This is a genomic window from Streptomyces sp. NPDC004721 (assembly GCF_053601495.1).
This window is the reverse complement of record NZ_JBSGBZ010000085.1, coordinates 1-23,624: the sequence shown is the minus strand read 5'-3', so window position 1 is coordinate 23,624 and position 23,624 is coordinate 1. Positions and strand designations below refer to the sequence as shown.

Here is a 23,624-nt window from a genome sequence, read left to right as displayed (position 1 = left end):
GCTCCCGGACGACCTATCGCCCGACCGTGACCCCAGAGGAGAGCACCCATGTGAATACGTTCACGGGTACCACCTCCTCGTTCTCTCGCACGGCCTCCAGAAGGCTAGCAGACCAGAAGGATCAATCTTCGATCACACAAACTTGGGGTCTCATCACAGCTTCCCGAGGCGAGGCCCTGCGACGGCGGGCGCCCCGCCCGTGGCGGCACGCTCGTCCGACACGTGGCTGGGCCGCTCGTCACGGGAGGAGGATGCGCTGGACGGGGATGCCGGCAGCGCTCGCCTGCTTCTCCAGGAGGTGGACGGCGGGACAGCGCCTACACCAGGACGGCCGGGAGGGCGTCTTCGGCCGTCAGTCGCCGTCAGTCGCCGTCGAACAGCGCGGCGATCAGGCGTACGGGGTCGTCCGGGGCCCGGACGGATCGCAGCGGGTCAGGTCAAGGGGCGGGCCGGCCCTAGCGGGAGGCCGGGCCGCCCTGAGGATCCTTGCGGTCTACCCGAAGCGGGCGGTGAGGGAGGCGAGAGCCCGGTCGCGGTCGGCATCGTCCAAAGACGCAAGGAGAGCGGCGCACTGCTCCAGTACGGCCTCACTCCGGGGCGGCATCATGCCCTTCGTCCCGGGCAGTGTTTCGGTCCTGGGCGGCGTCCAACTCCATGGCCACAGGCCTCAGGCGCTCTCGCAGCGCGGTACGGTCGGCTCCACGCGTCTTGTTAGCGTGGCAGTTGGGGCACAGAGCGATCATGGCACTCGGGTGATCGCGGCCTCCCAGGGCATGGTCGTCGATGTGGTCGACCTCCAGCGCAGTGCCTAGAGGTTGTCCCGTATGGGGTGTGGGTTATCCGCTGAGGGCCAGGTTGTGGAGCCGAGCGATGCCAAGCATGGCCTGGTGCACCCCGTTGCCCTTGAGCCGGCAGTCGCGCAGGATCTTCCAGTTCTTCAGCCGCGACAGGGCGTGTTCCACGCGTGCTCGCGCCCGGCGGTGGACTGCGTTCTCCGCTTCCTGGTGAGGACTGAGGTGCGTCTGACCTCGTCGTTTGCGGTGCGGGATGAGCAGGCGGTTCCCTGGTAGCCGCCATCGGCGATGGTCGGTGCGCCGCGGCAGGCGCGATCGACGCCGGACTCCGTGAACGCCCGGCAGTCGTTGCGGCTGCCGGGCAACGGCAAGCCGATCGCCACCACCAGGCGGCTGTTGGCGTCGATGACGACCTGAAGGTTGGTCGAGTAGCGGTAGTTCTTGCTCGAGGCGGCGATGCTGCGGTCGCGGGTAGGCACCAGGGTGCCGTCCACGATGTAGACGGTGTCCTTGCGCGGTCGACGGGCCGGCGAGATGGCCAGCAGCGGTGCGAGGTGATCGAGGATGCGGTCGGCCGCCGACTTCGAGACTCCGAACAACGGCGCCACCTGCCGCAATGTGAGGTTCGTGCGCCAGTACGTCGCCACCAGCAACACCCGGTCCTCCAGCGGCAGCCGCCACGGCCGGCCCCGCTGCACGTCACCGCCCCGACGCCGCACCAACGCCACCAGCCTGGCGAACTGCGACTCGGTCAGCCCAGAGAACGGCTCGATCCACTTCGGATCATCTGCTGAGATCACCCCACCCATGCCCAGCCAACGCACCAACCGCCCCACCGGTTACGGGACAACCTCTAGGGGGCACGTAGAGGCGTTGGAAGACGGCACCGAGGTCAAGCTCGGAGTGTGGATCATGAACCAGAAAAGCCGCCGCTCCAAACTCACCACCGACAAACTCACCGCTCTCGCCGCACTCGGGCTCAACTGGGCCAGGGCGTAGGGCATTCGAGGGGGAACAACAGCATGAGGATCATGCTCGACAACAACATCTGGTCCTATTTGGGGGATGAGCGGGCTGGGAACCGGTTCAAGACGGTCGCTCATGCCCTCGGCCATCGCGTGGTAACCGCGCCGAGCGTCCTGCTGGAGGTGCTGCAGCACCCCCGCTCGGACATGCGAGCGGCCATCATCGAGGCCATCACGACCGCGACGGACGAACGGCTGCGCAGCGAGGCCGACCGGGAGGGCGCCGAGGTCGTCTCCGAGGTGCGCCGTCTGCACCCCGAGTGGATGCGGGCAGTACCGGACACCGGACGCGAGGCGACATGGCGTACGTACTGGACCAAGAGGTTCTGGCGGGAGGCGATGGAGCACCACGCCCGATTGCGCGAGACGGAACCGGCCCGGCGGACCGCGCGCAAAGTGCGGCTCATTGTGGACGTCCAGAAGGAGCAGCGGGAGCGTTACCGCGGCACTGGCTTCAACCTCCGCGACCTCTCTCGGATCACCATGTCCCCGAGTGAGGAGACCACAGTGGAACAGCGCGCTGGGTGGGCAACTGGCGAGGAAATTGCGGCATGGCGGCCATACAACCAGGAGGTGTACTGGACTGCCTTCGCGACGGGCCGCCGTTCGGTGCTCACGCACGAGGACACCACCTACGCTGACTGGGTCGGCGCCCGGGTAGACCTCCGCGCCATGTGCGCCTCGAGGGAGGCGTTCAACCGGTTCTGGCTGTACGAGGTGGAACCCGCTTATATGCCGCGCAATCAGGTGGGCGGCAGGCACCGTACAGGAGGATATGAAGGTCACCGACGGCAACCCCATTGACGCCCAACACGCCTCCTATCTACCGGACTGCGACCTGTTTCTCACCGCCGACAAGAACTTCGTGCGGGTGCTGGACCGCATCGCGGAGCAGGCCCCGGCCCCCGTGGGACGGGCCTTTCGGGTGGCGCCGGCGGCCCACGATGGCATCGTGGAGGCGATTGAGGCCACGCTGCGCACCCTCTGAGTCGCTCGGCACGCAGCGGCCCGCGCGGGGCAGCGCTTCGCTCTGCGGTTGCGGCGCTGGGCTTACTGGTTGAGGTTCTCGTCGCGGATCATGCGGCGCACGCTCGCCCTTGCCGTACTGGTGGGCGCGGGACCATCCCCGCGGGTGCGGGGAGCACTCCTGGCAGAGGGGCTGCCGGATGCCGGTGGTGGGACCATCCCCGCGGGTGCGGGGAGCACCCCTGGAAGGCTTTGACGATCTTTACGCCGCCGGGACCATCCCCGCGGGTGCGGGGAGCACTGTGCGCCCTTGCCGTTGCAGGCGGCGCACGGGGGACCATCCCCGCGGGTGCGGGGAGCACTCCAGCGCCAACTCGCCTGTGCGCGGGTACGGAGGACCATCCCCGCGGGTGCGGGGAGCACCCGGCGGCCCCCGACTGCGCGCCGGCCTGGGAGGGACCATCCCCGCGGGTGCGGGGAGCACCCTTGGCGAGGTACCAGTCAGCGTGATTGACCCGGACCATCCCCGCGGGTGCGGGGAGCACCGGTTCACGCCGTCCGGGGCCGCGTGCGTCAAGGGACCATCCCCGCGGGTGCGGGGAGCACTTCAAGGTCGCGGCGATGTTCTCCGCGAGCTTGGGACCATCCCCGTGGCTTCGTTGATCTCCAAGAACAGCGTTTGTCGACGGTTGCCGGAGGCAGTTGGTGATCAGCCGGCTCTGGAATGTGGATGAGAAATGACGGCGCTGCGTGGATGCGAACGTGTCGACGGCCAGCCGCTCGAAGGGCGGCTGGCCGTCGAGGCAGGTAGCGGCAGAGGTCAGTACGTGTTCTGATCTCCGGTGGCCGGGTGAGGCAGTGCAGCCCTTGATGTTCGCGCGGTTTCGACCGGCGATTATTCACTTGACCCGGTCCGTACGGTGTTTGAGTGAAGGACACTCTGATCGACGAACTCCGCACCGCGTATGACGCCCAACTCCGTGGTGTCACCCCGCCTGGCGGCAGCGCCCGCGTCGAGAAGGACGGCCCGTTGACCCGTGTCGTCGGTTGGCACCGTGGCTTCGTCACGGGCCCACGCGACCTCGGTGTGTACGGGGCAGAACTCGACACGCTCATAGCGCGGCAGCGTGACTTCTACGCTGCCCGTGGTGAGGCGGTCGAATGGAAGACTCGCGCCCATGATCTCCCCACCGACCTCACCGACCGGCTCACCGCGGCCGGCTTCGTCGCCGAGGACAGCGAGACGGTGCTCATTGGGCAGGCCGCAGACCTTGCTGCCGACCCCGTCCTGCCCGACGGCGTGACCCTCCGCCGTGTCACCGCCAGATCAGACCTCCAGCGCATCGCCGCTCTGGAGAGCACCGTCTGGGGCGAGGACTGGAGTTGGCTCGCCGACGACCTGACCGCCCGGGTCGAGAACGCCCCAGAGAACACCATCGTCCTCGTCGCCGAGGCACGCGCCGAAGTCGTCTGCGCCGCCTGGCTGGTGTTCAACGACGGCGTCGACTTCGGCGGCCTCTGGGGCGGCTCAACGCTCAAGGAATGGCGCGGACAGGGCATCTACCGGGCCATGGTCGCCCACCGAGCCCAACTCGCTGCTGCGCGCGATGTCCCCTACGTCTACGTCGACGCCTCAGCCGACAGCGCCCCGATCCTCACCCGCCTTGGCCTGCACGCGGTCACCACGACGACACCGTATGTCTGGTCGCCCTGAGCTCAGCCGGCCTTCGCCGGCTCCTCGGCTCGTGCCCGGGTGCTGGCGAGGCGGTAGGAGTCGGTGCCGGTCTCGATGATGGTGCCGTTGAAGGTCAGGCGGTCAACGATGGCCGCGCAGAGACGTGGGTCGGTGAAGGTCTTGGTCCAGCCGCCGAACGACTCGTTGGAGGCGATGGCGACGCTGTTCTTCTCCTCGCGCTCGGTCAGAACCTGGAACAGCAGCTCGGCGCCGTGCCGGTCCAGTTCCATATATCCCAGCTCGTCGATGCAGAGGAGGTCAACGCGGCCGTAGCGGGCGATGGTCTTGTTCAGCTGCTTCTCGTCGGCCGCCTCGACCAGCTCGTTCACCAGCTTGGTGGCAAGCGTGTAGCGGACGCGGTAGCCCTTCATCGCGGCCTCGGTGCCCAGGGCGATCAGCATGTGCGAGTGGCCGGTGCCGGAGTCGCCGATCAGGCAGAGCGGCTGACTCTTCTTGATCCACTCGCAGCTGGCGAGTGTGTGGACCGTGGCCGGGTCGATGTTCGGGTTGGCCTCGAAGTCGAACGCCTGCGGTTATCCGGGGTCGGTAGCCGCGGCGACCATATTTGTGCAGGTCGTAGCGTTGCCGACGGCGTCCGTAGTGTGGGCGCCACTCTGGTTCAGGAGTCGAGGCTGGGCCTTGTCCAGAGCGTGATGTCGCTGCTTGTCGCGACGGCGAGCGTGCGTCCGGAGGGGGAGAAACCGACGGTTCGCAGTTCGGAGTAGTGGGCGTGGAAGATGTGCCACCACTTCTCACCGGCGGGACCGCGGCAGAGTCCGCCATCAGCCGAGAGGAGGACGCGGTGGTGCGGCCAATCTGGGCTGACGACCTCAACGGTCCATCCGTCCTCGGTGGTGGAGTGGAGGCCGCCGCCGAAGAGGCCAGCGATCCGGACCTCAGTGCCGGCGAGCGGTCCGAGTCCAGGGCAGGACAAGTTGGGGCCAGTTGGTGTGCTGTGATCGAGGTCGGGGTCGTGGTCGCGGGCGAGTCGCTGCCCCGTGGAGGCGTCAAAGACGCCGTGACCGCTGCTGGAGACGACCATCAGGAGGTCGTTTCCGCTGGCGGGGTCGGCCCCGAAGCCGACTCCGAGTAGCCCACTGATGGGCGTTCGCCGCTCGAAGACGGGCTGCCAAGGGTGTGGTGCTGGGATGACGGGGGCAGCGAGGAAACGATCCCTCAGCTGCTGCTGGTATTCGGAGAGCATCGTGTCCTCAGGATGGATGTCCCAGGCTCGGCCGGGGCCGCTTACTGGTGGTTCAGAATCAGCTCGTCGTGGACCGGGGGCTGCGGTCATTCGTCGATGCGTTGAAGGATGTGCGTGAAGTCGCCGGTCTCGACCAGGCCGACGAGGACCTGGGTCATCTTGCTGATGCCGGCGTCGCGGACGATGAGGCCGTCCGAGCACGAGAAGTAGGCGCCGCCGAGGGCCTCCCCGGTCGCCGCCCACCGCTCCATGATGGTCGCCACCTGAGCGAGGGTGATGACGGTCGCACTCCACCGGGTTCCGTCGTTGAGGTCTACGAAGACGTCGATGTTGTCCACCGATTCCAAGTCCTCGCCGACATTCGGCAGGAACGCCGCCTCGAAGTGCTCCGTGCAGACCCTGTACCAGGGTCCGTCCCATCTGCCCGCTTGTTCGTTGTGGCTCACCGGGCGAGTGTGCTGGGCTGATCCTCCGGCCTCAACTGCATTGTTCTGGCACGCTGCGGGCGTGCAGCGGCTGGCCTGTCGTTCACCGGGGCGCGTCGCCGCGTTCCCGAAGCCGACGCTGGAGGCGAAGGATCTCGCCGTGGGCGGCGGCCAGCCGTTGTTCGAGCTCTTGGACGCGCTCACGGTGAGCGGCGCGTTCGCGGCGGAGGGTCTCGGTGAGGCTATGGATCACCGTGCCGTCGTCGGCCTGACGGGTTCTGATGGAGGGGACGGTGATCAGCCCGTTGCTGACCGCGCAGGGTTTCGATGCGTTTGCGCAGGTCGGCGTGGGCGTAGAGGAAGTCTAGGCTGACGCCCGCCGCGCGGGCGACAGCCCGGAAGTTGATCTCCTCGCCTGCTTTGACTAGTCGCCGGATGCCTGCCTCCGCTCGTTGGACGGCCTGCTCGTGCTTGTCCTGGGCTGCCTGCCGCAGGGCGGCGATGCGCCGGTTCTCGGCCGGGGCAGCGTCAGGGACCGAAACGGTCTGGCGGGTAGTCATGTGGGCTATGCCCCTTTGTTGTCAGGTGTGTTGGTGATGTTCTGGTAGCCGGTACGACCGAGCACGCCCGCGCCGCGGACGACGGCAGAGCTGTCGGCCGGCTGGGCTTCCAGAGCGGTGATCTCCCGCTGCATGCTGCGGATCTCTGCGTTGCGCTGTTCCAGCCAGACGTTGGCCTCGCTCATCGGCTCGCCGTAGCGTTCGGCGTGCCGGGCCTGCCGGGTGGCGACCAGCGCCTGGGTCTCGGCGAGTTGGCGCTGGATGTCCGAGAGGAAGGTGCGATCGGTGGCGAAGTGGTCGCATCCATGGCAGGCGTTCCCCTTGTCGCAGGACCGGGTGGGCGGCAGCAGGCAGTAGCCGTTGGGCAGAATGCGGTCGGTGCGGCGGTCGAGCTGGACCAGGTCGAGCATGTCGCGGCAGTCCATGCCGATCTCGCGCCCATCCCGCCCGATCTTGGCCAGGGCGAGGAAGAGGTGGGACTGGGCTCCGACGTCGCGCAGCAGGTCTTCGTCCATCTCCTTGCGCAGCAGGGCGAGGGTGTCGGCTTCGGTGTTGCGCCGCCGTGCGTGCAGAGCGAAGACCTCAGCGTCGCCCATCTGGTACTTCGTCTTGTCGCCGCGGCCGAAGTAGCGGTTGTCGACCATGTGCGGTGCGACGGGGCTGGCTGGGACGTGCACGACGAGGTAGCCGCTCCCGTCGTCGGCCGCCGAGCTGATCTCCTCGGTGAGGATGGTCAGCGGCGGGTCGGGGATCGTCCGGGCGACCTGCTCGATCTTCTCCGGCAGGCCGTTCAGGGGGTGGGGCGCGAGTTCGAAGGTGCGGCTCTCCTTGTTCTCCTGCACGCCGATGATCAGGGTGCCGCCGTCGACGGCGAACGAGGACAGGTCGCGCGCCAGTTCCTTGTTGTCGCCCTTGCTGTTCGGGGCCTTCTTCAGGTCCAGGTGATGGCTTTCTTCGAACAGGCCGTCGTCGACAGCGGCCTGGAGGTCGGCCTCGGTCTTCGGCATCCACCGGGGATTGTCGGAGGAGAGGTAGATCGATGTCCCTGTGCGGTCCCGCTTCCCGTGATCCAAGGCCCAGCACGGGCCGTAGCCCAAGCGGCTGAGCGCCAAGAGTACGGAGAGGGACCGACACTCGAGCGCTCGTCTACTCCGGGCCAGGATCGCGCAGCGGGTTACGGTGCCCGCAGTCCCAGCACCTCACAGTCACAGGGAGGCTCTCGAATCGCGTGCCGGAGACGCCGAAGGAGCCGTCGATGCGGAAGCCTCCGCAACCCTGGCACGGCGTGGCCCGGAAAGGCTTGTCGCAGCGGAAGCAGTCACCTTCCGCGCTGTTCTGGTCGAAGCGGGTAACTCGGGTGTCTGCACTGCCACATCGCACGCAGAACGCTTCTTGGGTCTTCATGGTCCTGGTGTACATCAGATTCGCTGGGACGTTCCCCCTGCTCCGATTCGGCGACGTCGGTGACGGCCACCGGACGCGTGACACGGAGGCCGCAGCGTGGGTCTGCCGTCCTACCGGGTTCGCGAGGACGGCGTTGTGGAGGCGGCGGAGTACCAGGTATGGGTGCGCGCTCCGGAGCATGTGCGACCGATCGACGGCGCCAGCTACGACCAGGTCGCCACCGCTTGGAAGGCGACCTGGGCCGAGGTAAAAGAGCCCGGGCGGCATGCGGGGGCTATGTCTGCTTCGAGGACCAGGCGGGCTTCACCCGTCGGCCGCCCAAAAGACGCACCTGGGGCCGGCACGGCGTGACTCCGCAGGTGACGGTGAGCGGACGACGTTCGGGACGGCTGTCGGTGGCCGGGCTGATCGCGACGCGGCCCGGCTCCCGCACCACCGTCTGCGCACCCACCCCGCGGGCAAGGGCAAGCGCCGCAGTATGGGCGAGCGCGACTTCATCGCGCTGATCGACGGTGTCCACCAGCTCGTCAAGGCGCCGATCGTGCTGGTGTGGGACAGCCTGAACACCCACGTCCCCCGCGTCATGCGGGAGTTGATCGCCGAACGTGAGCGGTTGACGGTGTTCCTGCTGCCCGCCGACTCGCGTCGAGGGGGTATAGGCGCATGACAAGCGCAGCCTGGCCAACCTCGCCGTGGTCGCCCTCGACCGGCTTGAAGCCCTCGTACGCAATCGGCTCAAGCGCCTTCAGTACGGCCCGACACCCTCGACGGCTTCATAGCGGGCACCGGCCTGACCCTCGACGATCCAACGTCACCTTGACGAACCGAAGTCAGTAAGGCTCATGACGCTTACAACCTCTTGACCGCAGTCTGATCGGGGTGGCCGGGCCGTTCGCAGACCACCTCGATCAGATTGAGACGACGTGCCCGCCACCCGCCGGTTACCCCGCCGTCAGTTCGCCCGGAGCCGTTCCCTTGTGCGTACGGTGGCCGGATGGTCGGGGCCTAGTGCCTCCTCCTGGCGCGGCAGTAGCGCGCCCAGCCGTGCGCGCGCCTCTTCCTGGTGGCCCGCCTGCGGCAAGACTTCCGTCAGGCGGGCACACGTCATCAGTGTGTACGGGTGACGGTCGCCGCACCGGACCGTCTGTTCCGCCTCCGTCACCCGCAGCACTTCCACCGCCTCCGCAGCGCTGCCGGGCCCCAGACGGCCCAGCAGTTCGCCGAGGCGGGATCGGGCGTCCAGTACGTCAGGGTGGGATTCGTCCAACGTCGCAGCACGGTCGGCAGCCACTGCCCGCAGTTCACTGACCGCGGCGCCCAGGTCGCCGACCGTTGCCGTCCACCAGGCGATGCCAAGCCTGCTTGTGAGCACCTCCGGGTGGTCCGCCCGTCCGTACACCTCCACCCGCTCGTCGCGCACCTCCGCCAGCTCCCGCAACGCCCGCTGCGGGTCGCCGAGTTCGCCACGGATCCAAGCCAGGTTGTTGCGGGTGATCAGAAGCGTGGGATGGCGTTCGCCGTTGACCCGGCGCTGGTCCACGAGCAGGTCCTCGTGCAGGGGCAGGGCGGTGGCCGGGTCGCCCAGTTCCCACGTGTAGCGGGCGATGTTGAGTCGAACCAGGAGTGTGTCCGGGTGCTCCAGTCCTTTGACCCGCTCCACCTGCGGTAGCAGCTCACGATAGTCGTCAAGCCCGGCGCGGAACCGTCCGGCCTCGCAGGTGAACTTGCAGATATTCATGCGGCTGAAGATGACCTGCTCGTGGTCCGCGCCAAACACCGCCACACGGTCCCGCAGAAGCTCCGCATGCATAGCGAGCGCCTCCTCCGGCCGGCCGAGTCGCCCGTACCAGTAGGCGATGTAGTGGCGCGACTCCAGGACGTCCTTGTGCGTCGGGCCCAGGACGCGGATCTGGTGTGGCAGCAGTTCCTCGTGCAGTCGCAGGCCCTCGGTCATCGCGCCCCCACGGCCTGTCCAGTACGCGATGTGGTGGCGCGTCTCCAGGGTACGGCGGTCGTCGGCGCCGAAGGCCCTGGTCTGCGCGGCCAACACTTCCTGGTGCAGCGCCACCGCTTCCGCGAAGCGGCCCGTCTGCCCGGAGGCATACGCGATGCGGTGCCTGCTCTCCAGAATGTCCGGGTCGTCAGGGTCGGTGATGTCGTCGCACTCCGGGTCGTCCAGCAGCCGCATCTGGTCAGCGAGAATCTCCTCGTACATCCTGCGCGACCTGCTGTACGACCCGGCCCGCCCGGCCCAGTACGCGGCGCGCTGCCGGGCGCGCAGGGTCGTCGGGTGCCGGGGGCCTGGCCTGTCCTGGATGAGCCGTTCGCACCAGGCGAGCATTCTGTCGCGGTTGGCCGCCGCGTCGGCCGAGGCGCGCTGTTCCAGGCTTTCCAGGACTCGGTCGTACTCCTCGATGTACCAGAGGTGGAGGGGTTCACCATCGCGTGCGTACGCGTGCAGGGGGTCGTCGGGGGTGTGCCGGGCCATTGGAGCCATGCTGTCGAGCGCCTCCACCAGCGATCGGTGACCGTCCTTGATGTCGACTCTGCTGCGCAAGGAGGTCATGTGATCAACCATTGTCTGGTGGTCGACGCCGATCCGCTCGCCCACCCGGGCGGCGGGGACCCGGCTTAGCAACCCGGCCAGCAGTTCCAGCACCTGGTTCAATTCCCGGTCGGTGGCGGGGCCACCGCGCGCCGCGGACGCCCGGAGCAGCAGCGGGCGGGGCAGCACGGGGCCTCGGCCCACCGCACCGAGCACGTTGAGGACAGCGTTCGCCTGCTTCTCGCCGCCGGGCGCCGCCTGACGGACCCTACGGAACGCTGCCGTGTAGCCGCCGTCCACAGGGGTCCGGCCGCTGCCCGCGTCGGCCCAGAGACGGGCAGTCTGCCAATTGCCGTCGGCGATGTCCACGATCTCGGCTCGCCGCTCCGGGCTGCTGACCTTGAGTCGCACGTATGCCTGAAGTTGCTCCCGGGAGGCCGGAGGCATGGAGTATCGCTGCCATTCAACAGGGAGTTCGATGCCATCCCGGCTGGTGACGACAATCCCGAACCAGGGGGGCGTGTCATGGACGAGGGTGCTCAGCGCCTCAACGATTCGGGGGCGCTGGCTCGTGTCGAGCTGGTCCAGGGCGTCCACCACGACCCGTATCCCTGCGGGTGGCTCCGCGCACCGTGCGAGGGGGCCGGTAATGAGGCGACGTTCCGTGGGCAGGTCGTCCCGCACTCTGGCCGGCACCTCGTCGTGGAATGCCGCCCAGGCATCGTCGAACCCCGGCAGATGGGTCTGCAACTGGCGTTCGATGTCGTCCATGACAGACTCATCGACATCACGCTCCGTCAACTCATGCAGCGCCACAATCCCGAACCCTGCTTCGTACGAGGTAAGTTCCGGTCTGCATAGGGCGGCTGCGAGCACGCTCTTGCCATAGCCCCGGCGACCCACGACCGCCACTGCCCGGTGTGCGCCGACCGTGCGGGTGATCTCCGGCAGCGGCTCGGGCGGCTGGAACAGCCGCAGGTTGCCCAGTTGCGCCCGGCCGACGTCGCTGTCAGCCAGCACGCTGTAGGCGCTGATGTAGGCCACGTTCCTGGCGATCCAGTGAGGCCCCGACGGATCGGCACCGCTGTACGATCCGCCGTGACGTACCAGTTGAGGCTGCTGGCCCGGGGCGGTACGGCCGGCCCCCCAACTCAGGCCCTCGTCGTACAGTTCTGGGCCGAGCCGTGCATGGCCGTGCCGCAGCACGCGGTTGACGCCGCGGATGAATGACAGCCCACGGGCGGGCTGGTCGCTCGACGCGGAGGTCAGCACGCCGATGTCACGGCCCCGTTCCATGGAATGCGGGAACCAGTCCCGGGCGGCGGCGAGGGCAGCAACGCCCGACTCGCAGGTGTCGATGACGACGGCAAGCGCGCGGACGCCCCCGTGGCGGGCCATTGTGTCCCGCAGTCCAGCCGGAACGGAGTAGGCCGTCTCCGCGTCCGGAACCGAGGGCGTGGCGGCGATGGGGAACAGGAGGTCATCGTTACGCACGCCGACCCCATGGCCCAGGAAGGCGACGACCAGGGTGGCGGGCCCAGCTTCCTCGGACAGTGCCGTGCGGGTGAAGGCGGACACGACCGCGTCCCGCACCTCGTCCACCGAAGCCGGATCGAGCAGCAGGCCGTCGCCGTGGGCGGGCCGGCAGCCGCCCCGGTCGTCATTTAGGAGGTATGCGTGAAGAAGCCTCGCTTCCTGTTCGAGATTGTCCAGGTACCGGCCGGAGGCCATCCACTGGGCGGCTATCACCATGCAGTAGCGGTTCGCCATCTAGCCATCATCGCGCCAACCAGCGCTGTAGGTGGGTGAGTTGACTACACATGTGCTCAGCGGTGACGCTGGGTTCATCGTCGGCGGTGCGCCGGCACAGGAGACGGGTGGAGGGGACTGCGCACGTGGCGGAAGTCGTGTTCGTCCATGGTATCGGGCCGCTTGAAGAGTCGGCAGAGGAACTGCACGCCGCGTGGATCACGGCGCTGGCGGATACGCTGCGCGCGGGCGACGAGGCGGAGATCGCCGACGCCCTCGTCAGCGACGACATCAGTACCGCCATGGCCTACTACCGCGGCCTCTTCACGCCGTACACGCCCCGCGACGACTGGGACCAGCCTCTGCAGGAGACGATGGCAGCCACCGCCCAGCGGGTCGGCCAGGACTGCCTCGAAAACGTCAGGGAGAATGCCAGGCGCCCGGAGGACCGCGAGGAGGCGGCCCGCGAGCTCATCCCCTTCCACGAGGACCTCGGACCGGAGCAGGGCCTGGCCGAACTGCTCCGGGTGACCGTCGGCAGCCTCGCCCGCTGCGGTCTCGTCGCCCGCTCCGTCTTCGGCGCTCTCAAGACCACGATCCTGACCAATCTTGCCCAGGTCGCTGCCTACCTCGACGACGAGAGCATCCGCGAGCACGCCCAGGAGGCCGTCCTCGCCGAGATCGGCCCGGAGACCCGGGCGGTGTACGCCCACTCCCTGGGCACAGTCGTGGCGTATGAGGCGCTCCACCGGCTGCGGGAGCCGCTGCCGCTTCTAGTTACTTTCGGCTCCCCGCTGGGGCTGCGCACCATCGTCCGGGAGCGGCTACGGCCCCAGCCGCCGCATGTGCCCGGCCTGCTGCAACGTTGGGTGAACGTGGCCGACCGGGACGACTACATTGTGGCGTCCTTGGACCTGCGCAAGGTGGTGGCGAGCCCGGCCGAGGTCCTGGAGAAGACGCTGACGGTCCGCAACCCAGGCTTGGACGCCCACCCCGCAGTCAAGTACCTGGGCCACAATAGAACCGTCTGCCCCCTGGTAAAGGCCCTGCGCGACCATCGGGGCGTCCGCGACGACGACCACACAGCTGGGGTGTAGGGCCCGCGCGGGCGGTCTCCGGCACGTGGCGTGAAGGAGTTCAGGTCCCTGACCACGGCGCAGGCCACCCTCACAGCGCATCCATACGGCGTGCGGAAACAGCAGAGAGGCGATGTCGCACGTATGGAATTGGCCGTTCGGCCCGCGGGGTCCAGGGTGGTCCGATGTCGAGTTGCCTCCGGGAGGGTCAGCGCCCGGGCCATCTGACGCATTGAGATCACTGACGAGATGCGCCAGGCCATGGACACCGCCTGGCGGCAGGGCCTGCAGAAGGACCTGCGCACCCTCACGGCCAACATCCGGGCCGACGCGGAAGGCGAGTACGACAGCGCGGAGCCCGGGTGGCGGGCCGTCGAGATGACGTTGCTGTGGATCGAGAACATCGCCGGCCAGCTGACCGAGGGCCGGTCGAGCAGGCAGGACAGCATCGGCGTACACGCCGCCCCAGTGATGATGGCGGCATGGCGCGGAGGCCCCGGCCGACACGCAACCGGGTGGGTGGCGCCCCGATCCCCGGCTGCGGCGGCGCCGCCCATCCCGCCCCGTCCCTTCCTCTCACTCCAGCCAGGGACATGGGCGAAACGGGGCTGAGGGTCTCCTCTAACCCGCAGTTCGGTTGAGCGGATCCCGACCACAGCAGGCCAGCGCGTGCGCAGGCCGTGCAAGCGTCAGCCTGTGTGTGACGCCGTGAGGAGGTAGGCGAAGGCCTCAGGCCATGTACCGGCGTGCACTGGCAGGACGCCGATTGCAGTTGCCAGCGAACTCACGGCGTCGGCGTGAACAGGGCGATGAATCCAGTTGACGATTTCTGCGAGCAACTGTGGTCGTGTCAGGACTCCTCCGGCCTGCGGCAGGTGTGTCAGGATGCCGCTGATCGGGATGTCCGCGCGCGGGCCGACGGGGGACCCAGTCAAAAGCGGCTGCTTCCCATTCGACGAGCGCAATGTGGCATACGGCCGTGGGCAGATGCGCCAACCTGCGCGCTCCAAGCGTGTGGAGTGCGTGACAAGATCCGTCATCCAATTCCGGGGCAGTAGGACCGCATGTCCTGCCCGGTGTACAGCCGTGGCGCACAATAGTGTCATCTCATCGGGTCCGGAAGTGCCATATCCGGTGAGTACATCAGCAAGGGTGTGTTGCAACGCGGCTGAGGTTCGCGTCCGGGCGAGTAGTTCGCCGCCGCGATAGAGCAGAAACAGCGAGCCCGGCCGGTCCACGGTGAGCGTGATGGGAGCGTAGGCACCGCGCAGCCCCTCGCCCGTCACCGACCGAACCGCATCCAGCACGTCGGTGCCACGGACGGCTACGCCGACTGTGTGGCCTTTGCCGGCGGCCGCCACCACCAGGGTGTCCACACCTTCACCAGCAACCTTGAGGGAACAACTGGTGGGTGCCTCGACCACCGTGGTCGTTGCGTCTCCGCCACTCAGCTGGACCAGCTCGGCGCTGACATCGGGATATCCCACCACAATCCGGGGCAGATGATCAACTGTAAGGAGTGCGCCGCTGGGGGTGCCGAGCCGTGACAACAGCTGACCGACCCCAGTGAGCTGCTCCCGGACCCGAAGGGTGAGAGGCAAGCCCAGGACGTCGCCTTGCGCGCCATTCACCAAGAGGATGGAAGCATCCAGACCGGACATCACGGATGTGTTCGCAGCCAAGTCCGCAGAGAGCTGGGCGCAGAATCCGCACTCCGCCGCCATGGCCAGTACCAGGACCGGATGCGGCACCGCGATCCGGTCAGCCCGCGCCTTGATGGCCGCGAGTGCAGGATCGGGGACGGGGCAGGTGCCGTCGTCGGAACTGAAAAGCCCGGCAGCGCGCCACTTGTCCATGCACCGGCGGTACGCGACATCCTCCTCGGCGGTCGGCCGCCGGCCGCGCAACCAGCCGAGGGCCACCGGATTAACGAAGGCTGCCACGGGCCGGGTTGTGTCCAACAGGACGCCGCCACTGTCGAGTTCGGTCAAAACTACCCCGGGCAGCTTCATTTCTGAGTGCAGCGGAGCCACGAACAGAACATGCCCGGGCAGCACTCGGAATCGAACCAGCAGGCACCGCCCGCGTTCACGCAGGCCGTTGGAGCGACGAAGACCTCAGTGAACTGCCGCTCGAGGTCCGCGATCGTCTCGGCATCGACCTGATGGGTTGTGAGGTCGTCTGTAAACGTCACCATCAATTTCACCTTCCGCTACGAGGAGCTACAGACAGTTGCCTACCTTCGACGAAGCGCGCGAGCCGCCTGATCCGCGAAAGCGTGTATCTGGGTGCGGACACAGACGTTGAACGCCAACTCCAGCCTGCAGTTGCTACTGCCTTGTTACGCAGCTGCGTCAACCCGAGCATCGGGGCAGCGAAGGTTGTTCACCAGGCAGGGAGAGCAGCCATAATCAACGAATCAATCGGAACATCCGGGGAGGTAGACCTAGTTGGCAGGCAGGCCAGGCCGTCCGGAACAGCCACTGGATCCGGAGGCAGGTCCCCTGGAGCGCTTCGCGTTAGACCTGCGCGCACTCCGTAGGAGGGCTCGGCTCACCTACGCGCAGATGGCCGCCTCGACCCATTTCTCGCAAAGTGCACTGTCTCAGGCGGCAGCCGGCCAGCGGCTCCCCAGCCGCGAAGTCCTCCTCGCGTACGTTCGTGCGTGCGGTGGAGATCCGCGGTGGTGGGAGGAGTGTTGGGAGCGCGTACGGCAGGACCTGTACCGACTCGAGGATGCGCGGGATGTCGGCACGTTCACCCTGCAGAGCTTCGGTGGCGTGGAAGCCACCAGCTTCGTGGGCCGCGAGACCGAACTCACCGAGGCCACCGCCCTGTTGGAGCGCTGTCGGCTGGTCACGCTGGTCGGCATGGGCGGTGTGGGGAAGACGCGGCTGGCCAGGCGCATCGTCCATGAGGTAAGCGAACGGTTCACGGACGGCACCTACTGCGCGGAACTTGCTGAACTCAGCAGCGACCATGCTGTCCCAGAAGCGGTCGCCTCCGCCGTCGGGGTGCACGCCAGGGCTGGGCAGGACCCCTTGTCCGCACTCGCCGAGGCGCTGCGCAGACGGAGCGTTCTCCTTCTCTTCGACAACTGCGAGCATGTGCTCGGCGGATGCGCCCGCACCATTCAGGGCCTGTTGCCGCTGTTGCCAGAGCTGCGTGTCCTCGCGACCAGCAGGCAGCCCCTCGACCTCGGTGCCGAGCATGTGCTGCAGGTGAGACCGCTGGGCCTTCCTCCCCTGCCCCAGAACGAGTCACCGTACGAGACGCACGCCGGAGAAGAGCGCGCCGCGGGAGAAGGCGGCGTGGACTCGCCGGCCATGACGCTCTTCGCCGACCGGGCCGAGGCCGCCTCCCCCGATTTCCGGGTGACCGATGCGAACCGGCACGTTGTCGCCCAGGTGTGCCGAAGGCTGGACGGTCTGCCTCTCGCCCTGGAGATCGCCGCCCGACGGCTGCGCACTTTGGCTCCCGAGGAGCTTCTGGAGCGGCTCGATCACAGGTTCCGCCTGCTGGGCCCCGGTGCCGGAGAACGCACCGCACCCCCTCGCCACCGGGCGCTGCGTGCGCTCTTCGACTGGAGCTACGAGTTGTGCACCGAAACCGAGCGGACGGCCTGGGAGCAGCTGTCGTTGTGTACCGGTGGGGTGCTGCTGACCGATGCGGAGCAGCTCTGCGCGCCCGCCGGGCAGGGTGCCGCCCCCGAGGCCACCGCGGCGGGTGGGGCATTCGAGGCCCTGGCCGGGCTCATGGACAAGTCACTTCTAACCCGTATCGAGACGGATGGCCGCACCCGTCTGTACATGCTTGAGACCGTTCGCGCCTACGGGCAGGAACGCCTCATGGAGAGCGGGCGGGCGCAATTGGCCCTGCGTCGGCACCGTGCTTGGTATCTCCGGCTCGCCGCGCGGGCGGGGCTCTCGTACGGCTCGTCCGCACAGGCATCGTGGCTACGCCGGCTGCGCGTGGAGCACGCGAACCTACGGCAGATCGTCACCTCGCCTCCGCCGCCCGGTGAACCTGCGGAGACCTTGCTACACGCGTGTCTCGGCTTCTGGCTGCACTGTCTGACTTCGGCCAATGTGGGCGAGGGCGCGGGGTGGATGCGAAGGATTCTCGAACGGCACCCTCGACCTCCCTCCCCCGAAACCACCGTCCTCTGGTGCCAGGCTGCGTGGGTGGCTGGGTTCCTGTTGCTTCTCCAGGGAGACTACGACAGCGCCCAGGAGGTGATCACCCGGGGTGAAGGGGCATTGGCCGACATGCCTGCCGCGAACGGCACCGGGTCCGGCACCGTGGCGAGCGGCTTGGCGGACCAGTCAACCCCCGAGGAACTCACGGCAGCATTCCTGCAGTTGCGCGCTCTTCCGGCGCTGTTTGCCGGAGAAACGGAGACCGCCGTGAAGTACACAGAGGCCTCTCTGGCGACCGGCCAGTGGTCCGACGCACTGTTGACTCGGGAACAGTGCGTCGCTCAGCTCGGCTTCGCCGCCGTGATGCAGGGCGATCACGCCCGCTCCACCGCCTTGCTCGAACAGGCGCTGAAGATGTCCGAGGCCCGGGGCGAGGTGTGGCATCGGTGCTATCTCTTGTGGGCCCTAGCTGTCAACCACAGCGAGGCGGGGCGGCCCGAGCTTGCACTGGAGCCCCTCAAGCGCGCTCTCCGGCACATGAGAGAGATCGACGAGCACTTGGGAGAAGCGGCCCTCAGCGAGACCCTAGCCTGGGTGCTCTCCTCCTGTGGCGACCCGCGCTCAGCGGCAGTCGTGCTGGGAGCGGTGGACCGTGTGTGGCATCCGTCCGGTGCTCCTCGCCTCTTCGGTTTCGCGCTCTTGACCGCTCATCGTGAGCGCGGACTCCAGAGCGCGCGCAGACTGCTGGGTGAGAGCGAGTACAAGCGGGCGTACCAGGAAGGGCAGAGCCTCGGCCTGCGGGGGACGTTAGAGAGGGCATTCACAGCCGGTGAGCGGCTCTGCCGGGGAGCTTGAGAACGCCCCTGGTGGTCGGCGTGAGAATGACATGGTCCTTCGTCACTCATGCCAGCAATGGGTGAGCACCACCCGTCAACGTCAACGACAAGCTCATCGCACCTGCGCCACTGACACTCAGACGACGAGGTCCACCTGCCACTCCCCCGCAGACCATCAGCGCGGCCGCGGTGCTGGGGCTGCTGGCGATACCCAACGGCGGTAGGGGCAACGCGTATGGCGGCGCCTTATGCGCGTCGGTGATCGGGGGTCCGGACGGTGATCAGCCCATCGCCACGCTCATGGGCGGGGTCGACGACGCGGACACCAAGGAGGCCATCCGCACCACCCTGCTGGATTGCGAACGCCGACGCGGCAGCCGCCTCGTCTGGGCCCTGGCGGTGGCCGGCCTCGGTCAGGACGTCGGCGGCAACTCCGCGGCCGACCTGGGAGACGCCCATGCTCAGTCGGGTTCCGACGGATCGGTGGACCGTCTCCGGCGGGACACCGACGCTCTCTGGAGTCGGACCTTGGCCCGGGTGGCCGGTATGACAACACGGTGCCGAGCATAGACAGACGGGCAACGATCCAGGCGGGTGCGTGGACTCGGGGCGGGTAGTGCGGGCCCGGTGCGACGGTACGATCGGCGGTTGTTTCGCAGGTAGCAGGCGTGCCGCAGGGCTGAGGCCACTCGCCGGGTGGCCGGACGGGATGGTTGTGACCGAAGTTGACCTTTTCGCGATCCGCGCGTTGCGTGGGGACCAGCGGCACGGGTTCGAGGAGTTCTGCTGCCAGTTGGCGCGCCAGGACGTCCCTGCGGAAGGAGGCCGGTTCGTCCGCGTCGAAGGGGCCGGGGGCGATGGAGGCGTCGAGGCCTATTGGGAGCTTACGGATGGTACGAAGATCGGTTTCCAGGCCAAGTTCTTTCAGAAGCTCGACGTCGCACAGGTCGAAAAGTCGGTCCGAACGGCCTTGAATGTCCACCCCACCTTGGTGCGCATGGTGGTGTGCGCCCCGATCACGCTGACGGGAGCGACGGGGAGGACCAAGGGAGACGGAATCACACCTGCCACCTCGCAGCAGTCTCAGTGGGACGATGCGGTCGAGCGCTGGCGGGAGTTGGCGTCTGCGGAGGGCCGCACGGTGGAGTTCGTCTTCTGGGGCGAGTCGGAGCTGCTGGGCCGGTTGGTCGCCGCCGACCCGTCGGGAGGGCTACGGTCCTTTTGGTTCGACACGCTGTACCTGGGCCCGGAGTGGTTCGCGCGGCATCTGCGGCAGGCGACTGTCGATGCCGGGCCGCGCTACCACCCGGAGCTGACCGTCGAAGTCCCCCTGGCCCAGGCCCTGGACGACTTCGGGTCGACACCGGCGTCGGTGGCGCTGCACCGGTCAATGGCCGACGACCTGGCTGATGAGTTGGCGCGCTGGCCTTCCAAAGACCAGGCGGCGCCGCAGCCAACGGTGTCGACGCCGATGCTGTGACTGAGGAGCTGTCGCGTGCCCTGGACGCGGCGGCCGAGCCGCTCGCACGGGCGGTGGAGGCCTACACGGGGTAGGGCCCCCTGGACCAGCTCGCGGGCGTGAACGTCCGGCACTGCCAGGACTGGATCTTGAAGAAGATCCAGGAGCTCGGATTCGACGGGACCGCCTTCGACGACTACGACCAGCGCATGACGGTCCAGTTCGGAAGCGGCCGGGACCGGCCGCTGTGGGCGGAGCGCCTCGGCAAGAAGTACCAGTGGATCGCCCTCGCATACCTGGCCGCCCTCATCGCCGACCACTTCAAGCGGACCGGGCCGTCCGCGCTGCTGGTACGTCAGGAGTGGCTGAATCAGCGCCTGTCCAAGATCGGAAAGCGCCTGGTGTGGACAGCACTAGGCGAACAGCAGGAAACCAGCGGGGACTTCGACAGCAGCGGACACGGCTACACCGTGCACTCCCGCGCCCACCAGTTGTGGGGTGACAAAATCCACAGCTCTGCTCCGATCGTGCACCGGCCCCGGCCAGCGCAAGACGACCGATTCCCGGCGGCTGTCCCCCACCCGCACGAGCGGAGGTGATCCGATGGTGTCGTCCAGGTCGGCGACCAGAGCCTGGCCCGCGCCCGGGGAGCCGTCCAGGCCGCATGACGGGCCGCTTGCCGGGAGCCCTCGGTGGCGGCACGGCCCGTCGTGACGTTGCGTTACCAGCAACCCGACATCGACCGTGTGGTGCATCCGCTTCTGCCGATGAGCGGGCGTTTCGGGGTGTGGGCACATCGCGCTAGAACTCGAACACGGTGTTGGGGTCGTCCATGGCGCTCCTGAGTTCGCCGAGGTTGCCAATCATGGCAAGAGGCGATGTGCGTGCCACTTCGACGATTCCCCCGACGACGGTCTGCATCGCTGCGACGTCGCCAGATTCAAGTGCCCAGTCAAGGCCGTCAAATAGTCGCTTGTGCGTCTTGCGCCGCTCTTCGAAGACGCGGTCGAAGTAGTCCCGCAGAGTCTTCTCGGACGCCTTGATTCGCGCGACCTCAGTCTCCCGGTACGTCCTGAGCTTTTCGCGCTTTGTGCTCTCCGTTTCGTGGATCTGGATCGATTCGCGCGTAGCACTGACGAGTTGGTTGAGTGCGTTGAGCGCGTCTGCCGCGCTGAGCCTTCCTGCCGCCCCGACCACTAGCTCGGTTGCCTTCGCAGGCAGGGGGGTGCCCTTGGGCAAGCCCTTCTGATCAGGCATCCGGCGTCTCCTTGCGCGCGTCGCGGTAGTTGAAGATGAGTTGCTCGGTGTTTGTATCGAGGTTGCCGTGTTCGTCAGCGACGGGTGCGGTGGCTACATCCCGCACCGACTTGACCAGGACCAGAGCCGCTTGGAGTCGCTTGCCGTGAGCGTCGATGTCGAAAGGTTCGGATTCGAGCAGGTCGAGGGCATTTGTTGCCTGTGAAACCAGCCGAGTGAGGATGTCGTCCAGTTCATGCGCTCGCTTCCTCACTCCACGGAGGCGTTGGTCGCGAACGTCGAGTTGCGCGATGGCGACGTCGACTGCTGTCCGGAGGTTGTGAGCCTCGGTTCGTGCCTTGGTTCCTTGATTCTTCATCGTGAGGCCTGCGATGAGGACGCTGGGGCCAGCGGCTGAGACTTTGAGGACCGTCGCTCCGAGCGTCATCCCACCGCCGCCAGAAGCGAGGCTTCCGCCGCCGAAGAATGCACGCGTTGCACGCTCTGCCGCTGCTCCACGGAGGTTCGCGATCGGCTTGCCAGTGCTGGCCTTTGCCAGTTGCTTTACGGCCTTACGCAGGACCGCCGGAGTTGCGCCGCCGACTATGACTGAGCCGACGACGCCTCGGACCCAACCCGCGACATCCGGATCGAGCTTCGCCATCCCTACGACTTGGGTGATGTTTGAGTCGTCGACTCCGTTGAGGATCAGGTGCTCATGCGCTCGAACCTGCTTGGCATGGCGCTCGAGGAAGTCTCGCATCCGGAAGATGACATCGCGCTGTGCTCGTTCCTGCATTCGACCAAGCGACTGCAGCGCTGCGTTCGCTCGGTCGACCTTTGCAAGGTGAGTGGTGTGGCGATTCTCGTAGCGTGTCGTGTGATGTCGGATCTGCGTTTGAGCACGCTTGATCTGCACGCCACCCACGGCGCCCGCCACCGCGCCGCCGCCTCCCGTGACACCGCTGCCGATGATGATGACGAGCGGGACGAGTGGCAAGACCATCGTCGGCACCTCCTGAGGGGACTGCAAGGCGATGCGCAAGTCCCGCGTTCGTCTCGCACGCGAATGGTATCGCCACGGCCACTCAAATGGCCGATGGGTTGAGCGTTTCGCCCCTGTGCAACACCTTGCCGCGGCTTACAGCTTCTGCACCGCGGTAGCGCCGCCGCAGTCACCGGAGCACTCAGACCATTGAGGTACGGATCAAGTACCTGGACCTCGCTCGCCAGGCGTTCCCGGACCTGCGCCGGCAGGTGGCCGAGGTCCGGGGCCGGCTGGCCGGTCAGCGTGGCAGGTCACCCAGACCGGCCATGGTGGTCGGGCAGTGCCCGTTACGGTGGCCGGCACGGGCGGCGACCTGACCGGCCGCGTCCACGGTGGCGGCGTCCTGCTGGTAGCGGCGGCCGAGGAACGCGTCGACCTCTGCTTCCATAGCGGTCTGATTGATCAGGCGGGCCCGAGCCGGGCGACGTCCTCCAGGATCTCGACCAGGTCGCGGTCACCGGTGCACAGGGCGTCGATCTCGGCACGGATGGCCTCGGTCGGGGATCCTCGATAGGACACGAGCGTGAGATTTACGAACTTGGCAGGTTCTGTACGGAACTTACGCACGTACCTCCTTTCCACCGCAGCAAGGACGCGACCCACCCGAGCGAGACCAGTACATTGCTGGTCCCGCCCGCAAGCTGGCCGTAGTTGCGATCCGTCGAAGCACGTGGGCACTTTGCAACTACTCCGCCCAAAAGCTGATCTTGGGCCGCGATCGTCACGTACGGTGTCGACCGTCGAAGGTCGCTGTCGCGACTGACTGCAGCTGGCACGGCGGTTGACGGGTGTTCCGCGCGACACTGCTGGGTCATCGCCTCACTCTGAAGCCCCTACCCATCCATTCAGCAGCTCCTCAACCGACGCCGGCTTGGCTCCACCGCTTTCGCTGAAGGCCTCGGCTACCAGGTCGATGACGACGCGTGCGGCCGGCTGATGTCGAATGTTGATCTGCTCCTGTATGAACTCGAGACCGCCGTTGGCGTACTCCTCGAAGATGTTGATCCGCTGTTCGATGCGCGCCGCGTCCATGATTTCCGGATCGTCGGTGACCACGTTGGCTGCGATCATGTTGATCAGGGCCTCGCTGAAGGCAGGGGCGGTCAGCGTCTCGTAGCGGATGGGGTCACCGAAGGCTTCCATGAACGAAGCATGACGGTTGTGACAGAACCCCACCGCAGCGGCGAAGAGCAGGATGTCGCGATAGGTGGCAAAGCCTGCCTCGTCCTGCAACTCGATCATGAGGGGTTCGTGCTGCTTCGGGCGGCGGGCGCGGACGTCGACAAACGGGGAGGTCACTTGATCACCTTCAGTTCGGAGTGGTCGGTCTCAGCCCGAATCCACCGGCTTGGTTCCGGGGTGATCGTTTCGGGGTTGCCGCTGGCGGTGGCCGAGATGATCTGGCCGTTCGGGCAGGGAGTTT

General features: G+C 67.3%; 20 protein-coding genes, 4 pseudogenes and 1 CRISPR repeat array. Of the genes and pseudogenes, 11 read left to right on the top strand and 13 right to left on the bottom strand.

What is annotated here, in order from left to right; translation table 11 throughout:
- Window positions 1-587: 587 nt before the first annotated feature.
- Both ACWEK3_RS38975 and ACWEK3_RS38970 read right to left on the bottom strand, forming a co-directional pair.
- A complete protein-coding gene (locus ACWEK3_RS38975; RefSeq protein WP_453251921.1) occupies window positions 588-800 on the bottom strand; it encodes an HNH endonuclease signature motif containing protein in 213 nt (70 codons plus the stop codon).
- Window positions 801-836: 36 nt separating this feature from the next.
- Window positions 837-1,603: pseudogene (locus ACWEK3_RS38970) on the bottom strand (transposase).
- Between ACWEK3_RS38970 and ACWEK3_RS38965 the strand changes: the two are divergent.
- From ACWEK3_RS38965 to ACWEK3_RS38950, 4 genes are all read left to right on the top strand, one after another.
- Complete coding sequence (locus ACWEK3_RS38965; RefSeq protein ID WP_453251922.1) at window positions 1,602-1,793, top strand: hypothetical protein; 192 nt, start codon at window positions 1,602-1,604, stop codon at window positions 1,791-1,793. The pseudogene ACWEK3_RS38970 and the gene ACWEK3_RS38965 sit on opposite strands and share 2 nt — an antisense overlap.
- A gap of 23 nt (window positions 1,794-1,816) precedes the next feature.
- Window positions 1,817-2,623 carry a hypothetical protein gene (locus ACWEK3_RS38960; protein WP_453251920.1) on the top strand — a complete coding sequence of 269 codons (807 nt, stop codon included), beginning with the start codon at window positions 1,817-1,819 and terminating at the stop codon, window positions 2,621-2,623.
- Window positions 2,595-2,807 carry a hypothetical protein gene (locus ACWEK3_RS38955; RefSeq protein ID WP_453251919.1) on the top strand — a complete coding sequence of 71 codons (213 nt, stop codon included), beginning with the start codon at window positions 2,595-2,597 and terminating at the stop codon, window positions 2,805-2,807. Before ACWEK3_RS38960 ends, ACWEK3_RS38955 begins: the two co-directional genes overlap by 29 nt.
- Window positions 2,808-2,936: 129 nt before the next feature.
- Window positions 2,937-3,391: a CRISPR direct-repeat array (repeat unit 28 nt; unit sequence GGACCATCCCCGCGGGTGCGGGGAGCAC).
- 322 nt (window positions 3,392-3,713) lie between these two features.
- Window positions 3,714-4,499, top strand: coding sequence for a GNAT family N-acetyltransferase (locus ACWEK3_RS38950; protein WP_453251918.1), 786 nt, complete (start codon window positions 3,714-3,716; stop codon window positions 4,497-4,499).
- Between the two features lie 2 nt (window positions 4,500-4,501).
- Here ACWEK3_RS38950 and ACWEK3_RS38945 read toward each other — a convergent pair.
- The 5 genes and pseudogenes from ACWEK3_RS38945 to ACWEK3_RS38925 all read right to left on the bottom strand — a co-directional run.
- Window positions 4,502-5,044: pseudogene (locus ACWEK3_RS38945) on the bottom strand (ATP-binding protein); the annotation flags it as partial.
- Window positions 5,045-5,139: 95 nt separating this feature from the next.
- Complete coding sequence (locus tag ACWEK3_RS38940) at window positions 5,140-5,724, bottom strand: hypothetical protein (protein ID WP_376608821.1); 585 nt, start codon at window positions 5,722-5,724, stop codon at window positions 5,140-5,142.
- Between the two features lie 86 nt (window positions 5,725-5,810).
- Window positions 5,811-6,170, bottom strand: a complete 360-nt coding sequence (locus tag ACWEK3_RS38935) for a hypothetical protein (RefSeq protein ID WP_376608820.1) — start codon at window positions 6,168-6,170, stop codon at window positions 5,811-5,813.
- A 221-nt stretch (window positions 6,171-6,391) separates the two neighbouring features.
- Window positions 6,392-6,709, bottom strand: coding sequence for a DUF6262 family protein (locus tag ACWEK3_RS38930; protein WP_453251917.1), 318 nt, complete (start codon window positions 6,707-6,709; stop codon window positions 6,392-6,394).
- A 5-nt stretch (window positions 6,710-6,714) separates the two neighbouring features.
- The gene (locus tag ACWEK3_RS38925) at window positions 6,715-7,716 is read right to left on the bottom strand and encodes an AlbA family DNA-binding domain-containing protein (protein ID WP_453251916.1); all 1,002 of its coding nucleotides are present in this window, start codon (window positions 7,714-7,716) and stop codon (window positions 6,715-6,717) included.
- A 493-nt stretch (window positions 7,717-8,209) separates the two neighbouring features.
- On the opposite strand from ACWEK3_RS38925, the pseudogene ACWEK3_RS38920 reads away from it, so the two are divergent.
- Window positions 8,210-8,335, top strand: a pseudogene (locus tag ACWEK3_RS38920) (DUF6233 domain-containing protein); the annotation flags it as partial.
- A pseudogene (locus ACWEK3_RS38915) lies at window positions 8,333-8,933 on the top strand (IS630 family transposase); the annotation flags it as partial. The pseudogenes ACWEK3_RS38920 and ACWEK3_RS38915, both read left to right, overlap by 3 nt.
- Before the next feature lie 132 nt (window positions 8,934-9,065).
- Here the strand turns inward: ACWEK3_RS38915 and ACWEK3_RS38910 are convergent.
- A complete protein-coding gene (locus tag ACWEK3_RS38910) occupies window positions 9,066-12,428 on the bottom strand; it encodes a tetratricopeptide repeat protein (protein WP_453251915.1) in 3,363 nt (1,120 codons plus the stop codon).
- Window positions 12,429-12,553: 125 nt separating this feature from the next.
- On the opposite strand from ACWEK3_RS38910, the gene ACWEK3_RS38905 reads away from it, so the two are divergent.
- Entirely contained in the window at window positions 12,554-13,504 is a 951-nt protein-coding gene (locus ACWEK3_RS38905; RefSeq protein WP_376608815.1) for a hypothetical protein, read from the top strand.
- A 228-nt stretch (window positions 13,505-13,732) separates the two neighbouring features.
- Window positions 13,733-14,095 (top strand): hypothetical protein, encoded by a 363-nt coding sequence (locus ACWEK3_RS38900; RefSeq protein ID WP_453251914.1) that lies wholly within the window; start codon window positions 13,733-13,735, stop codon window positions 14,093-14,095.
- Window positions 14,096-14,172: 77 nt separating this feature from the next.
- On the opposite strand, the gene ACWEK3_RS38895 is transcribed toward ACWEK3_RS38900, so the two are convergent.
- A complete protein-coding gene (locus tag ACWEK3_RS38895; protein ID WP_453251913.1) occupies window positions 14,173-15,516 on the bottom strand; it encodes a hypothetical protein in 1,344 nt (447 codons plus the stop codon).
- A gap of 417 nt (window positions 15,517-15,933) precedes the next feature.
- Here ACWEK3_RS38895 and ACWEK3_RS38890 point away from each other — a divergent pair, with 417 nt between their 5' ends.
- From ACWEK3_RS38890 to ACWEK3_RS38880, 3 genes are all read left to right on the top strand, one after another.
- Window positions 15,934-18,477, top strand: a complete 2,544-nt coding sequence (locus ACWEK3_RS38890) for an ATP-binding protein (RefSeq protein ID WP_453251912.1) — start codon at window positions 15,934-15,936, stop codon at window positions 18,475-18,477.
- A gap of 696 nt (window positions 18,478-19,173) precedes the next feature.
- Window positions 19,174-19,938, top strand: a complete 765-nt coding sequence (locus ACWEK3_RS38885; RefSeq protein ID WP_453251911.1) for a hypothetical protein — start codon at window positions 19,174-19,176, stop codon at window positions 19,936-19,938.
- Window positions 19,939-20,066: 128 nt separating this feature from the next.
- Window positions 20,067-20,516, top strand: a complete 450-nt coding sequence (locus ACWEK3_RS38880) for a hypothetical protein (protein WP_453251910.1) — start codon at window positions 20,067-20,069, stop codon at window positions 20,514-20,516.
- A gap of 202 nt (window positions 20,517-20,718) precedes the next feature.
- On the opposite strand, the gene ACWEK3_RS38875 is transcribed toward ACWEK3_RS38880, so the two are convergent.
- The 4 genes from ACWEK3_RS38875 to ACWEK3_RS38860 form a co-directional block, all read right to left on the bottom strand.
- A complete protein-coding gene (locus ACWEK3_RS38875; protein ID WP_453251909.1) occupies window positions 20,719-21,174 on the bottom strand; it encodes a hypothetical protein in 456 nt (151 codons plus the stop codon).
- Window positions 21,167-22,159, bottom strand: a complete 993-nt coding sequence (locus tag ACWEK3_RS38870; protein ID WP_453251908.1) for a hypothetical protein — start codon at window positions 22,157-22,159, stop codon at window positions 21,167-21,169. The genes ACWEK3_RS38875 and ACWEK3_RS38870 overlap by 8 nt, the downstream gene beginning before the upstream one ends.
- A 280-nt stretch (window positions 22,160-22,439) precedes the next feature.
- Window positions 22,440-22,589, bottom strand: a complete 150-nt coding sequence (locus tag ACWEK3_RS38865) for a hypothetical protein (protein ID WP_453251907.1) — start codon at window positions 22,587-22,589, stop codon at window positions 22,440-22,442.
- 431 nt (window positions 22,590-23,020) lie between these two features.
- On the bottom strand, window positions 23,021-23,500 hold the full coding sequence (locus ACWEK3_RS38860; protein ID WP_453251906.1) for a hypothetical protein: 480 nt from the start codon (window positions 23,498-23,500) through the stop codon (window positions 23,021-23,023).
- Window positions 23,501-23,624: the final 124 nt, after the last annotated feature.

Bases quoted from the DNA above. Each gene is read 5' to 3' on its own strand.
- ACWEK3_RS38870 (WP_453251908.1), bottom strand. From the start codon at position 22,159: ATGGTCTTGCCACTCGTCCCGCTCGTCATCATCATCGGCAGCGGTGTC.
- ACWEK3_RS38910 (WP_453251915.1), bottom strand. From the start codon at position 12,428: ATGGCGAACCGCTACTGCATGGTGATAGCCGCCCAGTGGATGGCCTCC.
- ACWEK3_RS38960 (WP_453251920.1), top strand. From the start codon at position 1,817: ATGAGGATCATGCTCGACAACAACATCTGGTCCTATTTGGGGGATGAG.
- ACWEK3_RS38865 (WP_453251907.1), bottom strand. From the start codon at position 22,589: ATGGAAGCAGAGGTCGACGCGTTCCTCGGCCGCCGCTACCAGCAGGAC.
- ACWEK3_RS38930 (WP_453251917.1), bottom strand. From the start codon at position 6,709: ATGACTACCCGCCAGACCGTTTCGGTCCCTGACGCTGCCCCGGCCGAG.
- ACWEK3_RS38940 (WP_376608821.1), bottom strand. From the start codon at position 5,724: ATGCTCTCCGAATACCAGCAGCAGCTGAGGGATCGTTTCCTCGCTGCC.
- ACWEK3_RS38875 (WP_453251909.1), bottom strand. From the start codon at position 21,174: ATGCCTGATCAGAAGGGCTTGCCCAAGGGCACCCCCCTGCCTGCGAAG.
- ACWEK3_RS38965 (WP_453251922.1), top strand. From the start codon at position 1,602: ATGCCCAGCCAACGCACCAACCGCCCCACCGGTTACGGGACAACCTCT.
- ACWEK3_RS38925 (WP_453251916.1), bottom strand. From the start codon at position 7,716: ATGCCGAAGACCGAGGCCGACCTCCAGGCCGCTGTCGACGACGGCCTG.
- ACWEK3_RS38900 (WP_453251914.1), top strand. From the start codon at position 13,733: ATGCGCCAGGCCATGGACACCGCCTGGCGGCAGGGCCTGCAGAAGGAC.
- ACWEK3_RS38955 (WP_453251919.1), top strand. From the start codon at position 2,595: ATGAAGGTCACCGACGGCAACCCCATTGACGCCCAACACGCCTCCTAT.